Annotated in this window: 12 protein-coding genes and 1 tRNA gene; 7 read left to right on the top strand and 6 right to left on the bottom strand. The window is 65.0% G+C overall.

Features of this window, described 5'->3' with window-relative positions; all coding sequences use genetic code 11:
- Positions 1-17 precede the first annotated feature (17 nt).
- Positions 18-2,207 (top strand): elongation factor EF-2, encoded by a 2,190-nt coding sequence (locus ACFQEV_RS17500; RefSeq protein WP_379698833.1) that lies wholly within the window; start codon positions 18-20, stop codon positions 2,205-2,207.
- A 249-nt stretch (positions 2,208-2,456) separates the two neighbouring features.
- Here ACFQEV_RS17500 and ACFQEV_RS17495 read toward each other — a convergent pair whose 3' ends face one another.
- Entirely contained in the window at positions 2,457-4,064 is a 1,608-nt protein-coding gene (locus ACFQEV_RS17495; RefSeq protein ID WP_379698831.1) for an ABC transporter substrate-binding protein, read from the bottom strand.
- Positions 4,064-5,383 (bottom strand): APC family permease, encoded by a 1,320-nt coding sequence (locus ACFQEV_RS17490; protein WP_379698829.1) that lies wholly within the window; start codon positions 5,381-5,383, stop codon positions 4,064-4,066. Before ACFQEV_RS17490 ends, ACFQEV_RS17495 begins: the two co-directional genes overlap by 1 nt.
- A 269-nt stretch (positions 5,384-5,652) precedes the next feature.
- Here ACFQEV_RS17490 and ACFQEV_RS17485 point away from each other — a divergent pair, with 269 nt between their 5' ends.
- The 5 genes from ACFQEV_RS17485 (at position 5,653) to ACFQEV_RS17465 (ending at position 9,231) form a co-directional block, all read left to right on the top strand.
- Positions 5,653-6,231, top strand: coding sequence for an amino acid-binding protein (locus ACFQEV_RS17485; RefSeq protein ID WP_379698827.1), 579 nt, complete (start codon positions 5,653-5,655; stop codon positions 6,229-6,231).
- On the top strand, positions 6,228-7,184 hold the full coding sequence (locus tag ACFQEV_RS17480) for a homoserine dehydrogenase (RefSeq protein ID WP_379698825.1): 957 nt from the start codon (positions 6,228-6,230) through the stop codon (positions 7,182-7,184). The genes ACFQEV_RS17485 and ACFQEV_RS17480 overlap by 4 nt, the downstream gene beginning before the upstream one ends.
- Positions 7,185-7,370: 186 nt before the next feature.
- Positions 7,371-8,636, top strand: coding sequence for a translation elongation factor EF-1 subunit alpha (tuf, locus tag ACFQEV_RS17475; protein ID WP_379698823.1), 1,266 nt, complete (start codon positions 7,371-7,373; stop codon positions 8,634-8,636).
- A 1-nt stretch (position 8,637) separates the two neighbouring features.
- Positions 8,638-8,946, top strand: coding sequence for a 30S ribosomal protein S10 (gene rpsJ / locus ACFQEV_RS17470; protein WP_092538099.1), 309 nt, complete (start codon positions 8,638-8,640; stop codon positions 8,944-8,946).
- Between the two features lie 213 nt (positions 8,947-9,159).
- Positions 9,160-9,231 (top strand) — tRNA-Ala (locus ACFQEV_RS17465).
- A 236-nt stretch (positions 9,232-9,467) separates the two neighbouring features.
- Here the strand turns inward: ACFQEV_RS17465 and ACFQEV_RS17460 are convergent.
- From ACFQEV_RS17460 to ACFQEV_RS17445, 4 genes are all read right to left on the bottom strand, one after another.
- On the bottom strand, positions 9,468-10,091 hold the full coding sequence (locus ACFQEV_RS17460; protein ID WP_379698821.1) for a class I SAM-dependent methyltransferase: 624 nt from the start codon (positions 10,089-10,091) through the stop codon (positions 9,468-9,470).
- A gap of 492 nt (positions 10,092-10,583) precedes the next feature.
- Positions 10,584-11,306: a DNA methyltransferase gene (locus ACFQEV_RS17455; protein ID WP_379698819.1), complete on the bottom strand. Its 723-nt coding sequence runs from the start codon at positions 11,304-11,306 to the stop codon at positions 10,584-10,586.
- Between the two features lie 149 nt (positions 11,307-11,455).
- The gene (locus ACFQEV_RS17450; protein ID WP_379698817.1) at positions 11,456-11,629 is read right to left on the bottom strand and encodes an FmdB family zinc ribbon protein; all 174 of its coding nucleotides are present in this window, start codon (positions 11,627-11,629) and stop codon (positions 11,456-11,458) included.
- Positions 11,630-11,700: 71 nt separating this feature from the next.
- Positions 11,701-14,331: a beta-glucosidase gene (locus ACFQEV_RS17445; RefSeq protein WP_379698815.1), complete on the bottom strand. Its 2,631-nt coding sequence runs from the start codon at positions 14,329-14,331 to the stop codon at positions 11,701-11,703.
- A gap of 156 nt (positions 14,332-14,487) precedes the next feature.
- Here ACFQEV_RS17445 and ACFQEV_RS17440 point away from each other — a divergent pair, with 156 nt between their 5' ends.
- Positions 14,488-14,670, top strand: a complete 183-nt coding sequence (locus ACFQEV_RS17440; RefSeq protein WP_379698813.1) for a hypothetical protein — start codon at positions 14,488-14,490, stop codon at positions 14,668-14,670.
- Positions 14,671-14,895: the final 225 nt, after the last annotated feature.

Genomic DNA, 14,895 nt, shown 5'->3' with positions numbered 1-14,895 from the left:
CGGTACGGTGCTGTATAATGGGCCGACGAAAGAAGATTGTACAAGAGTGTGAGAAACTGATGGACAAACCGGAGCAGATCCGGAACATCGCCATCGCAGCTCACGTCGACCACGGAAAGACGACGCTGACAGACAACCTCCTTGCGGGCGCAGGGATGATCGCCGACGAAGGCGAGGCGACCCGCCTGATGATGGACACCGAGGAGGACGAACAGGAACGCGGTATCACCATCGACGCGGCGAACGTCTCGATGACGCACGAACACGAGGGGAAGAACCACCTCATCAACCTCATCGACACGCCGGGCCACGTCGACTTCGGTGGCGACGTGACCCGCGCGATGCGCGCCGTCGACGGCGCACTCGTCGTCGTGGACGCCGTCGAGGGCGCGATGCCGCAGACCGAGACGGTCGTTCGTCAGGCCCTCCGCGAGGGCGTCAAGCCCGCGCTGTTCATCAACAAGGTCGACCGCCTCATCTCGGAACTGCAGGAAGGTCCCGAGGAGATGCAGCAGCGTCTCACCGACGTCATCGGCGACGTCAACGAGCTCATCCGCGGGATGACCCAAGACATGGACAACGTCGACGACTGGACCGTCTCCGTCGAGGACGGTACCGTCGCCTTCGGGTCCGCCCTCTACAAGTGGGGCGTCTCGCTCCCGTCGATGCAGGAGACGGGCATGTCGTTCGGCGACATCATCGAACTCGAACGCGCCGACAAGCGCCGCGAACTCCACGAGAAGACGCCGCTGTCGGACGTCGTTCTCGACATGGTCGCCGAGCACTTCCCCAACCCGCTCGAAGCCCAGCCCCGTCGTATCCCGCGCGTCTGGCGCGGCGACGACGAGTTGGACCTCGCACACCAGATGCGCGACGTCGACGACGACGGCGAAGTCGTCTTCATGGTGACCGACATCTCGATGGACCCCCACGCGGGCGAAATCGCGACCGGTCGCCTCTTCTCCGGCACCATCAAGAAGGGCCAAGAGCTCTACGTCTCCGGGACGGCGGGGAAGAACCGCGTCCAGTCCGTCGGTATCTTCATGGGCGGCGAACGGGAGGAACTCGACCGCGGCGTCCCTGCCGGGAACATCGCGGCCGTCACCGGCCTCCGCGACGCCATCGCGGGTTCGACCGTCTCCTCGGTCGAGATGACGCCGTTCGAGTCCATCGAGCACATCTCCGAGCCCGTCATCACGAAGTCCGTGGAGGCGAAGAACATGGACGACCTGCCGAAGCTCATCCAGACGCTCCAGCAGGTCGCGAAGGAGGACCCGACCATCCGCGTCGAGATTAACGAGGACACCGGCGAGCACCTCATCAGCGGACAGGGCGAGCTCCACCTCGAAGTCATCACCCAGCGCATCCAGAAGAACCAGGGCATCCCGGTCGTCACCGGCGAACCCATCGTCGTCTACCGCGAGATGCCGCAGTCGCAGTCCCGCGAAGTCGAGGGCGTCTCCCCGAACCGCCACAACAAGTTCTACATCACGGTCGAACCCCTCAGCGAGGACATCGTCGACCAGATCAAGCGCGGCGAAGTCTCGATGGACATGCCCGAACTGGAGCGCCGCGAGGCGCTGCAGGAGGCCGGCATGGACAAGGACACCTCGCAGGACGTCGAACACATCCACGGCACGAACATCCTCATCGACGACACGAAGGGTATCCAGCACCTCAACGAGACGATGGAACTCGTCATCGAGGGTCTCGAAGAGGCGCTCGACGACGGTCCCCTCGCCGCGGAACCCGTGCAGGGGTCGCTCCTCCGCCTCCACGACGCGAAGCTCCACGAGGACACCATCCACCGCGGTCCGGCGCAGGTCATCCCCGCCGTCCGCGATGCCGTCCACCGTTCGCTCATCGACGCGGACATCAAGCTCCTCGAACCCATCCAGGACGTCCGCATCGACGTTCCCTCCGAGCACATGGGCTCGGCCTCCGGCGAGATTCAGGGTCGCCGCGGCCGCGTCGACGACATGTACCAGGAGGGTGACCTCATGGTCATCGAGGGCATCGCGCCCGTCGAAGAGATGATCGGCTTCTCCTCGGACATCCGATCTGCCACCGAGGGCCGCGCCTCCTGGAACACCGAGAACGCCGGCTTCCGCGTCCTCTCGGACAACCTCCAGCGCGAGAAGATAATGGAGATCCGAGAGCGGAAGGGAATGAAGCTCGAACTCCCGCAGTCCATCGACTACATCTAAGCGTCGGCAGCCGTCTCCGACGTTCTTCTCTCTTCGTCGCCGACCCGGAGCGACCGCTCCGCGTCGAACTCCGCTCTCGCCGTCCGTATCCCCCGAGAATCTCCCGACGAGTACCCCGACTCGCGCACGGGAGCGGTCTCGCTGGACGGCCGAGACCGTCGCCGAAGCGCACCGAGGGGATATCGCGTTCGACGGGGGCGACGGCGGCGGCGCGGCGGTGACGCTCTCGGCCCCCGCCTTTGACAGTCCTCAGTCGCGGAGGCGCACCGGACCGTCGCCGCCGCGCCCGCCCAGGAGGCTGGGGTTGTACTGCGCCATCGGATGCACCTCGAAGTCGCGGACGTGCCGCTTCACGCCGAAACTGTTGTCGAGGGTGAACGCCGGGAGGTGGACCCGGTCTTCGAGGAGCGTCGTGATGGCCTCCTCGTACAGCGTCCGTCGCTTCTCGCGTTTTCTCGTCCGGCGGGCGCGCCGGATGTTCTCCATCACCGACTCCTCGTGGTAGAACGTCCCGTTGGTGGCGTCCTCCTGACTCCAGTGGAAGAGCGGATAGAGGTACGTGTCCGGGTCCGGACCGCCGGCCCACGACCCGACGTACATCTCGTACTCCGTTTTGTTCCCGGAGGTGACCGTCTCGCGGAACTTCTTCCAGTGGTGTTTGACGACGCGGGCGCGCCGGAAGCCCGCGTTCTTCAGGCCGTGGGCGACGGCGTTGGCCAACTTCTCGCGCATCTTGTCGTTGTGGGGGACGACTATCTTCGGCGACCAGTTCTTCACGCCCGCCTCCTCGAACAGCACCTTGGCCTTCTCGGCGTTCTTGTCGTGAGGGATGGCCCGCCACTCGTCGAGCGGGAAGTTCCACGCCTTCGCGAGGCGGTTGGGGAGCGGACTCGGCTGGCGTTCGCCGCCCTCGCCGACGATGTGTTCGACGAACTTGTCCATCGAGACGAGGTAGTCGATGGCCTCGCGGACTTTCGGGTCGGCGGTGGGTTCGGTCCCGCAGTTGAACGCGAGGAAGTAGGAACTGAAACTGGGCCGTTGGACGATGGAGACGCTCGGCATCTTCCGCGTGGCCTTCCACAACTTGGGCTGGATTCGCTCCGCGATGTCGCTTTGACCCGTCTTCAGCGCCATCGACCGCGCGAGGCCCGCGTGCGTGTTGATGAGTTTGACCCGTTCTATCTTCGCGCCGCCGTCGCCCCAGAAGTCGTGCCAGCGGTTCAGGTACACGTACTTCCCGCGCTTGAACACCTTCGGTCGGTAGGGGCCGGACCCGACCGTCGAGTCGGGTCGCTTCCCGAACATCGTCGCGTTCTGTTCGCGGACGCTCTTCGGTACCACCTTGCGCGTCAGCGCGTACTCGAAGGCGGGGTAGGGGTGCGAGAGTTCGAACCGGACGGTTCGCTCATCCGGCGTCTCTATCGACTCCAGCATCTCCACCTGCCACGCGTTCGGCGACTCCTCGGCTATCGGCGCCTCGTACGTGTACTTCACGTCCTCCGCCGTCACGTCGGTCCCGTCTTGGAACGTTGCGCCCTCGGCCAGCGAGACGGTGTACGTCTTCCCGTCGTCGCTCACCGTCGGTTCCCCCGCGGCGAGGACGGGGACGCGGTTCATCCCTCGGTCGTACGCGTACAACCCCTGAAACACGAGGTTCGCCGCCTTCGCCGACCACGCGTCGGTCATCTCGATTGGGTCGAGCGTGATGGGCGGCAGAACCATCGAGTACCGGAGTTGCTCGCCCGAGTCGTTACCGGGGACGGCTTCGGCCGAACACCCCGAGAGCGCCGTTCCCGCGGCGACGGCAATACCCCTGAGTGCGTCGCGTCTACCGAGCGTCGGGTTCTCTTCGGTCATCATTTGTCACCCTTGGTGGACATCCACGGCAGTAGGTCTTCGATCGGTTCGCGTTCGAAGTAGAACAGTTCACTCCCGACGACGAGTATCGAGATGACGATGACGGTGTAGAAAACGCCGGGACTGTTGACGTAGAGGTTGTAGAGGAGCAGGGGGAAGAACACCACCGACCCGACGACGCCGACGGCGGGCACGACGGCGTACAGGTCGTCGAAGTCGTCGCGCTTGTGGAACGCGAGCCAACTCATACCGCCGAAGACGGCGATGAACGCCAGCGAGGCGAACGACGTGATGCTGGAGAGACTCCCGTAGACGGCGAACGCGGCCGAGAGGACGCCGAGGACGACGACGATGTTCTTCGGGATGTCGTCGTCGCCGCCGCCGCCGAATCGCTCGGGGAGGAGTCCCATGTCGATGAGGTCACGGGAGAACTGCGCGCTGCTGAAGAGCGTCGCGTTGACGGCGCTCGCGGTCGAAAACAGCGCGGAGAGGCCGATGACGAACGCGCCGATGCGGCCCATGAACTCGATGCCCGCGTAGAGCAGCGACACCTCCGGCGCGACGGCGATGACCGACAGTTGTAGGAGGCTCACCGTCGTCAACGCCACCAGGACGTACAACGCCGTCGCGGTGGGGATGGAGACGTAGATGGCCTTCTTGATGTTCTCGACCGGATCGTCGAACTGCCCTTGGTCGTAGAGGAGCAACTGCCAGCCTTGGAAGGCGACGAACGACATCGCCGCGCCGACGACCGGACTGGGGGTGAGCACCTGGTCGAACCCGAACGTAAGCGTGCGGCCGTTGAAGGCGTACCAGACGCCCCACAGGCCGAAGACCCCGATGACCGCGACTTTGAAGGCCGTGAGCACGTCCTCGGCCTTCCCCGTCTCCGAGGCGCCCATCAGGTTGAGGCCGACGAAGACGGCGATGAGGATGGCGGCGACGACGTTCGCCACCGGGACGCCGAGGAAGTGGAGTCGGCCGAGTAACTCGGAGAAGAACCCGGCGAACGCGTAGGCGTACAGCGCCATCGACCCGATGTAACCGAACAGGAGCGTCCATCCGGTCATCCCCGCGAGGGTGTCCTGTCCTACGTACTCCCGGATGAACGTCGGCGCGCCGCCGTTGCCCTCCGCGTGTTCGTTCAACTTCACGTAGCTGTACCCCGCACACATCGCTACCGTCCCCGCGACAAGGAAGGCGACCCACGCGGCGGTCCCCGAGATGGCGACGACGATGCCGAACGCGGAGTAGATTCCGCCTCCGATCATCCCTCCCAGCGCCATCGCCACCGCTTCCTTCAGGCCCAAACTTCCCATGCACGAGGGTCGCCCGTGCAGCGCGGAGTATTTGACGGCCGGTCGTCAGAGTTGTTTTTCTCAGGCTATCCCCCGTCCGAATCCGTCACGCGTGCGAACGCTCGGCCGACGCCGGACAGATTTGCAATCGACGAAGGCTTATAAGCCGAGCAACGAGTTGTCGGTAGTATGCAGACGGGGACCTCCCTCCCGCGCCGCATCGACACGGAGCAACAGTCCGACCGCTCCCTGTCGACAACAGGCGAGCGACGCGTCCGGGGGGTGGAACGATGAGCGACGAGGAGTCCGCTCCGGCGGCCGACCCCGAGGAGGTCACCGAGACGGACGGCGGCGAACGGCCGCAGCCGCACACGATTCGCCTCGAACTCGTGGACGAACCGGGCGAACTGCTCGCCGCGCTCCGTCCGATCTCGGACAACGGCGGCAACCTCCTCTCTATCTTCCACGAACGGGGGAACCTGACGCCCCGCGGCCGCATCCCCGTCGAAGTGGACTTGGAGTGTCCGCCCGACCGCTTCGACACCATCGTCGAGGCCCTCCGGGACGAGGGGGTCAACGTCATCCAAGCGGGCGCGGAGCGCTACGGCGAGGAACTCTCGGTCGTCCTCATCGGCCACCTCGTCGATACGGACCTCTCGGATACGCTCCGGCGCATCGAGGAGTGCAGTTCGGCGTCGCTGTCGGACATCTCGCTCAACGCGCCGGAGGGTAGAGAGGACGTTTCGAGCGCCCGCCTCCGCCTCGCCACCCGCGCGGGCGAGACGCAGGCCGCGATAGACGCCGTTCGGACGATAGCCGACGAGAAGGACCTGCACGTCGTCGAACCCCTCACGGAGGGGAGCGCATGAGCGGAAAGCGCCTCGCCGTCGTCGGCGCGGGTGCGGTCGGCGGGTCCGTCGTCGAACTCGCCGCGGAGTACGGTCACACCGTCACCGCCTTCGCCGACTCCTCGTCGGCGGCGGTCGATGCGGACGGCCTCGACCCCGACGCCGTCCTCGCCCGGAAGCGGACGGAGGGCGTGGTGGGGAGCGACGACCCCGAGGACGCCGTAGACGCCGAGTACGACGTGCTGGTGGAGGCGACGCCGACGACGCTCGGCGACGCGGAACCCGGATTCTCCCACGCGCGCGCGGCCCTCGAACGCGACCGGCACCTCGTGCTGGCGAACAAGGGGCCGGTCGCGGAGCGCTACGGCGAGTTGATGTCGCTCGCTCGCGAGAGCACGGGCGACGTTCGGTTCGAGGCGACGGTCGGCGGCGCGATTCCCGTCCTCTCGACCGTCGAGGACCTCGGTCCCTCGCACGTCGAGGCCGCGCGCGGCGTCCTCAACGGGACGGCCAACTTCGTCCTCTCGCGGATGGCCGCCGAGGGCCTCGGCTACGAACACGTCCTCGCGGAGGCGCAGGACCTCGGCGTCGCGGAGGCCGACCCCTCCTTCGACGTCGAGGGGACCGACGCGGCGCTGAAGTGCGTCATCCTCGCGAACGTGCTCTCGGACGACAGCGAGTACACCCTCGAAGACGCCGAAGTCGAGGGCATCACGGAGATACCCGGGAGCGCGCTGGACCTGGCGGCCGAGGACGGGCGGACGATTCGCCTCATCGGCGAGGCGACGGCCGACGGCGGCGTCCGCGTCGGTCCGCGCCTCGTGCCGAAGAACGCCGCGCTGTCGGTCACCGGGACGCGGAACATCGTCCAACTGGAGACGGCCCACGCCGGCCAGTTGAACATCAGCGGACGCGGCGCGGGCGGCCCGGAGACGGCGACGGCCGTTCTCGCCGACGTGGAACGGCTCGACTGAGCGCCGACGCCCGGCGTTCCCGTCACCGGAATTGCACGTTCGACCGGAAACTCCGGGATGCGGTGTGACATCTCCTCGCACAAATCGCGGTACGGCGGCGCTCCGGGCCGTATAGCGTATCGAAATCGTTTTAGGTGTTTCAGGTTAAACACCCTTCCACAGAGCGCCTTAGCGCGTGACCCACCAATGAGTGACAAACCGCACCAAAACTTGGCCATCATCGGCCACGTTGACCACGGAAAGAGTACGCTCGTGGGCCGACTCCTGTTCGAGACAGGGTCCGTCCCCGAGCACGTAATCGAGCAGCACCGAGAAGAGGCCGAGTCCAAGGGCAAGGGCGGATTCGAGTTCGCCTACGTCATGGACAACCTCGCCGAAGAGCGCGAGCGCGGTGTCACCATCGACATCGCCCACCAGGAGTTCGACACCGACGAGTACTACTTCACCATCGTCGACTGTCCTGGTCACCGCGACTTCGTGAAGAACATGATCACGGGCGCCTCGCAGGCGGACAACGCGGTTCTCGTCGTCGCCGCCGACGACGGTGTCGCGCCCCAGACCCGTGAGCACGTCTTCCTCGCCCGCACGCTGGGCATCGGCGAACTCATCATCGCCGTCAACAAGATGGACGTCGTCGACTACAGCGAGGACACCTACAAGGAGGTCAAGGAAGAAGTCCAGAACCTCCTGAAGCAGGTTCGCTTCCGCTCCGAGGACGCGACGTTCGTCCCCATCTCGGCGTTCGAGGGCGACAACATCGCGGAAGCGTCCGACAACACGTCGTGGTACGACGGTCAGACGCTGCTGGAAGCGCTCAACGACCTGCCGGAGCCGGAGCCGCCGACGGACGCGCCGCTTCGACTGCCGATTCAGGACGTCTACACCATCTCCGGCATCGGTACCGTCCCCGTCGGACGTATCGAGACCGGTGTGATGAGCCCCGGCGACAACGTCTCCTTCCAGCCCTCCGACGTGGGCGGGGAAGTGAAGACGGTCGAGATGCACCACGAAGAGGTCGACCAAGCGGGCCCCGGTGACAACGTCGGGTTCAACGTCCGTGGCGTCGGCAAGGACGACATCCGCCGCGGTGACGTCTGCGGTCCCGCCGACGACCCGCCGTCCGTCGCCGAGACGTTCAAGGCGCAGGTCGTCGTCATGCAGCACCCCTCGGTCATCACGGCCGGGTACACGCCGGTCTTCCACGCCCACACGGCGCAGGTCGCGTGTACCATCGAGGAGATCAACCAGAAGCTCGACCCCTCCTCGGGCGAAGTCGCCGAGGAGAACCCCGACTTCATCAAGTCCGGCGACGCTGCGGTCGTGACGGTCCGACCGCAGAAGCCGCTCAGCATCGAGCCGTCGGGCGAAATCCCGGAACTCGGCAGCTTCGCCGTCCGCGACATGGGTCAGACCATCGCGGCCGGCAAGGTGCTCGAGGTCAACGAGCGATAGAATGCAGCAGGCACGCGTTCGTCTCGCCGGGACCAGCCCGGACGACCTCGACGACATCTGCGACGACGTCCGCGAAATCGCCAACAAGACGGGCGTCAATCTCAGCGGGCCGATTCCGCTGCCGACGAAGACGCTCGAAGTTCCGACGCGGAAGTCCCCCGACGGAGAGGGGACGGCCACGTGGGAACACTGGGAGATGCGCGTCCACAAGCGTCTCATCGACATCGACGCTGACGAACGCGCCCTGCGCCAACTGATGCGCATTCAGGTGCCGAACGACGTCAGCATCGAAATCGTCCTCGAAGACTGATTACGAGGCCGACCGTTCGGACGAGGCGCACATCTTAGGGGTCGTCTCGCGTCCCGTGTGCGGTCCACGACGCTGAGGCGTCCGCGCCTTCTCTCTCACTTTCGACTCTCGACCCGCCAGCGACCGCTCTCTCCGTTCGCGGGTGTGCGACGCGTTCGCTTTGCCGATTCGAAACAGAAGGTACAAATGACCGCACGCCTTCGAACGAAGTGCGGGCTCGTAGATCAGTGGCAGATCGCTTCCTTCGCAAGGAAGAGGCCCGGGGTTCAAATCCCCGCGAGTCCATTCGCGCTTCGCGCGACACCGAAGGAACGCAACTCCTTCCCGCTGTGCGATTCTCCTATGCTCTTTATAACCGAGAGCGGTGAGTCCATGCGAGTTCGCGGTGATTCTTGTCCCGGTGAGTTGAATCGAGGTTCGCGTCCGGTCCTCGCCGTGAGGGGATTCCATGGATGCAACCAGGAACGTTCGAAGATAAGTTTATCCCTCAAACAGTAGAAACAGCCGCTAAGTAGGAGTGCCTATTTATCGGGGCGAGTCGAGAAGAACACCCAACGCCCACCATCTTCGGTTAACGTGTCGGCGGTTCCCCACTCATCTACGACAGTGAAACCAGCGTTCCGTAGGTGTTCTCGTGTGGCTTCTGCTCCGGCGATATGCCACTGCATCTCGGTACCGCTCCCAAGCCAATTCGGATTTGACCCACTCCATTCATCAGGGCCTTCGGAGAGGAGCAACCGCCCGTCGGGACGCAAGATGCGCGCGAACTCGTCGATAACCGCTTGGTGTTCTTCCAGTGGAACGTGAATCAACGAGTGGTATGCAGTGATCGCATCAAACAGGCTGTCGCGGACAGGAAGATTTGTCATATCGCCCTGTATGAGCGACGCACGAGGAGCGTTTTCCGTGGCCAACTCCAGTTGTGTACGGGAAAAATCCATCCCGGCTGCGGTCGTCGATGCACTCAACTGGCGGAGGACTGGTGCCCCCTGTCCGCAACCAGCATCGAGAACACGCGCAGACTCCGAAAGCGGTCTGAGAAACTGGTCGAGTATGTCCATCCCGTGACCGCCTTCAGACCGTTCTGCGGCATACGTCTCGGCTAAGTTATCGTAACTGCGTCGAACAACGTCCTTATCAACCATTCCGATTAGATACTGGCGTATAGCACTTCAATTTTTCATGAAGGTGTTCAATTCGAGCTCTGTACTGAACGATGTGAGTTTCTCATTCCTGCGGAGCCTTGAGTTGGTTCGTAGACGAAAGGAAGACTCGGTTGTAGAGGAGGAGAACTAACACGGTGGAGAGAACGGCCGTCACGATGGGGACGATAGTTACTGCGACTCCGCCTATCCCCAGCAGAGTGGTCACCATCTGTCCGACGATCAGTCCGAGCGCTATCCCCGTAACGAGGCTCAAGACGTTCTGAAGCGGACCGGGGGTGTCCTCCGTAGAACTCGCTAGAATTTGATGTTCGATTCACATTCCATAACCTTTCTCGAACAGAGGTTGTGCTCGCAGGTGACCCACTTCGCACGGCTACCGACGAACGAAAAACCGCGTCGCCGACCGATTGTTCGAGAAGTGCCCGGCCCTCGGATCTGCCGAACCCTCTGATACGCTTCGCTAGAACTCGTTCAGGGACGTGTGTTCGAACGGTCCGGGAACACGTTTCCGCCGTCTTCCAGCGACTCGACCGTCGATTCGAACACCCCCCTCGCGTTCTCGTTCAGGTCGCCCAGTATCGCGTCCCGGCCGAGGGCGCTGGCTCCGATTCCGACGCTTCCCGACCCCGCCAAGGGGTCGAACACGAGGTCACCCTTCTCGGTGAAGTGTTCGAGCAACACGCCCACCACCTCCAACGGGAGGCGGGTCGGGTACTTCGGCATCTCCTTCAGATAGTTTCGTTTGACGTCCAGCACCGAGAGGTTCGACTCGCCCTCCTGGCAGTGCTCGAAGGAGCACTCGTTCGAGTAGTACCAGTCGTCGCCCTTCACGAGCCAGAATAACTCGTAGACGTTGTGCGCGGGGCGCCTCTTGCAGTAGGGGGCGAAGTTGTACGCCCAGTACAGCTTCCCCTCCAGTCGCCACGTCTCGTGGTCGAGCGCGGTCTGATGGAGGATGTGGCTGTTGTCCTTGCCCGAGAAGACGATCGCTTGCCCGTTAGCGGTGGTGTTCCGCGCGAGAGCGTCCAGTAACTGATCGACCTTCTCCGCGTACCGGTCCGTCTTCCACTCGACGTACCCGTCCACGACGCGGGATTCGTCTCGGTTGTAGTTTCCCGCCTTCCCGCCGAATTCGAGACCGAACGGAGGGTCGGAAATCGCGATATCCGCGTCGACGTCGCTCCACTCGGTCATGTCGTTTAACTCGTAGGAAAGGTCCCCGTGAACGCCCCCCGAGAAGATATCGCTCATCTTCTCAGATCACCGCTCACGGAGCGTAAGTGTCCTCTGACGCTCCGCTCTCCGGGCCACTCCGACGCGCGGGCGGACACTCATCTAGTCGCTCACGTGTCCGGCCGCATGTCGAACCCCTCTACCTCCATAATCTCCCGCTCGCCGCACTCGGGACACCGTTTGCGCGCCTTCTCGAACCGCTCGCCGCACTCGACGCACTCGTACTGAACCCCGCGTTCGGTGTCCGGGACGAGCATCTCCTTCACCGTGCTAATGAGGCTCACCCGAAGAGATAGGCGATAGGCGTTGAAAGGCGTTTTTCGTCGGTGCGCGTACCTTCACGGACGACGACAGTTCAGTCGTCCGCCGTCGCCGTCTTGCCTCCCGACGGCCCGCGGCCCTTCGACTTCGCCTGTACCGCTATCGTGTCCTTCGCCCGAACGTCCCGCGAGGAACTGCCGACCAGAACGTCGAACGCGCCCGCTTCGACCGTCCACCCGTCCTCGGGGTGGTAGAAGGAGAACGCCTCCTCGTCGAGCTCGAACTCCACCGTCGTCTCCTCGCCGGGCGAGAGGCGCACCTTCTCGAACGCCTTCAGCTCCTTCGGCGGTCGCTCGACGCTCGCGTCCCTGTCGCCGACGTACAGTTGCACCACCTCGGCGCCCTCGTAGTCGCCGACGTTCTTCACCCGCACCTTCGCCTTCACCGTCTCCTTGTTCCGGTTCTTCACTTTCGGCGTGACCCGGAGGGCGTCGTACTCGAAGTCCGTGTAGGACTCGCCGTGGCCGAACGGGAACCGCGGTTTGACGCCGTGTTCGTCGAAGTGGCGGTAGCCGACGAAGACGCCCTCGTCGTAGTACACCGTCCCGTCGATTCCGGGGTAGGCCCGCGCGCCGTCCGGGAGCGTCGCCACCTCCCCCGGGAGGTAGTCCTCGACGCTCTCGGCGAACGTCACCGGCGTCTTTCCGGACGGATTGGCCTCGCCGAACAGGAGGTTCGCCACCGCCGTCCCGCCCTCCTGTCCGGGGAACCACACCTGCAGGATGGCCGGCACGTCGTCGGCCCACGGCGTCGCCACCGGCGCTTCGGTGTTCAGCAAGACGACCGTTCGGTCGTTGGCGTCGGCGACGCTCTCGATCAGCGCGTTCTGGTTGCCGGGGAGTTCGTACTCGTGGCGGTCGTCGCCGTAGAACGTGTCCGTCCGCGCGAGGACGACCGTCTCGTCAGCCGACTCGGCCGCCTCGACGGCGTCCGCTATCGCCTCGGGGGTGGTCCACTCGAAGCGGACGGGAGCGGTGCCCGCCGCGTCGACGCGAACCTCGTACTCCTCGCCCGCTTCGAGTTCGACGGCGGCCTCCTCGGTCTTCGGGCCGGAGAACCCGCCGCCTTCGCTCCAGATGACCTCCTCGCCGTCGAGGTAGACGGCTCCCTCCCCCTGACTCGCCAGTTGGAGGGCGAACGTCCCACTCGACGGCGCGGTGAGCGTCCCGGACCATCGGACGGTGACGTTGTCGGAGGCGATGCCGTCGAGGTCCGACTCGGTGAGGTCTATCTGCTCTTCGACGCGCGTGCGCACCGGGTCGCCGGACCAGTCGTCCGAGGCGAAGTACTCGGCGGTGAACCCCGCGTCGCCGCTCTCGGACGCGAACGCGTCCGGTCCGGCGAGTTCGTACTGGTCCGTCGCGACGGGCGTGACCGTCACGTCGTCGTCGACGCTCTCGATGCCCGCCACCGGACCGACGCGGCGGATGGCCTCGATGTGGTCGCTGCCGCCGACGCTCGGTTTGAACTCCTCGGGCGTCGGACCGACGACGGCGAGTTCGTCCACCTCGTCCTCGTCGAGGGGGAGAACGCCCGAGTCGTTCTGCAGGAGGACCGACCCCTCTTCGGCGATTCGCTGGGCGAGTTCGAAGTGCTCATCGGTCCCGCGGACGGGTTCGGATCCCTCTCGTTCGCCGGAGAGCGCGCCGATTTCGGCCTGCGAGTCGAGCGTTCGGCGCACCATCTCGTCCACGACGCTCTCGTCGAGTTCGCCGCTCTCGACGGCTTGCTTCAGGGCGTCGCCGAAGTAGTTCTCGGACGGCATCTCCACGTCGAGGCCGCTTTTCGCCGCGTCCACGGTACTGTGAGTTCCGTACCAGTCGGAGACGACGAAGCCGTCGAACTCCCACTCTCCCTTGAGAACGTCGCGCAGTAACTGCTCGTTCTCGCTGCAGAACTCCCCGTTGACCTTGTTGTACGCGGGCATCACCGCGCCGGCGTCGCCCTCCGTGACGGCCGCCTCGAACGGCCGGTAGTATATCTCGCGGAGGGCGCGTTCGTCCACTCTGACGTCGTGTTCGGAGAAGGAGAAGTAGTCGTTCACATCGCCGGTCGTGCTGGCCTGATTGTAGCAGACGAAGTGTTTCAGCGTCGCGATGACGCCCTCGGACTGGACGGCGCCCGTGTACGTGGCGGCCATCGCCGACGCGAGGGCCGGGTCCTCGCCGTACGTCTCGCCGCTTCGAGCGTGGAGGGGGATGCGGAACGTGTCCATCGAGGGCGCGAGCAACACCTCGACGCCCCCGCTTTTCACCTCGCGGGCGATGGCCGCGCCCATCTCGGCGTTGAGGTCCGGGTCGAACGTCGCCGCCGCCGCTATCGGATGCGGGAAGTCCGTCGTCGGTTCGCCCAACGACGCGCCCGGCGGCCCGTCGGCCATCCCCATCCCGGGGACGCCGAGTCGTTCGACCCCCTGCAGGTAGCCCGCGATTCCCTCCGGGCCCCCTTCCGCGCCGTGCGTCCGCGACACTTTCTCGTCTAACGTCATCTCCTCCACCAGTTCGGCCGCGTCAGCGTCGCCGTCGGCGGTGGTCCCGCCCTCGCCGTCCTCCCCGGCGGCCGCCGTCCCCGAGAGCGCACCCCCGGCGGCCGACACCGCGGCCGCTAACTGGACGAACTGCCGCCTCGATACCCCTGAAACGTCGTGGTGTTCCTCTTCGGACACGGAATGTGCGGTGAACTCACATGATAATAAATATCATAGTCGTTCACGAAAATTGCGAGCGAGCGTCTTTCTCTCGAACTAGGGCGACGACGGCTTGAGCGGCGCAACGACAAGTGGTATCAATACCCATGGCTTAGGGCCGAACGGTGGGCACCGATGGCGTTCCTCACCGACCTCAAGGAGAGAATCGACCGGTGGCGCACCGCCGACCCGTACCACTACGAGTGCACCGTCTGCGAACGGACGTTCCAGTCGGACCGCAGGAAGTGTCCCGACTGCGGCGGCGCCGTCGAACGGGCCACCGGAACGGAATCGACGGGGGCAGAACCGCTCCCGTGAGTCGGTCGGTCCGCCGGCCGGCGTCCGGTCGGCGTTTTTCCCGTCGCCCCGTCTTCGGCCTGTTCCCCCGCGTCTCTCCGAGTTCTCGCCGTCCGCCGGCGGGAAATGAACCGGCGGAGGCGACGCCTCGCTAACACAGGTTGGGTCGTCCGGCTACCGGTCGCTCGATCACCGCAGTCGGTCACCGGGCCGAAAGTGACTCCCGGGTACGCCGCGACTTCAGGG

It is taken from the genome of Halopelagius fulvigenes, assembly GCF_042662625.1.
GTDB classification, from domain to species: Archaea; Halobacteriota; Halobacteria; order Halobacteriales; family Haloferacaceae; genus Halopelagius; species Halopelagius fulvigenes.
This window is presented reverse-complemented; position numbering and strand designations above follow the sequence as displayed.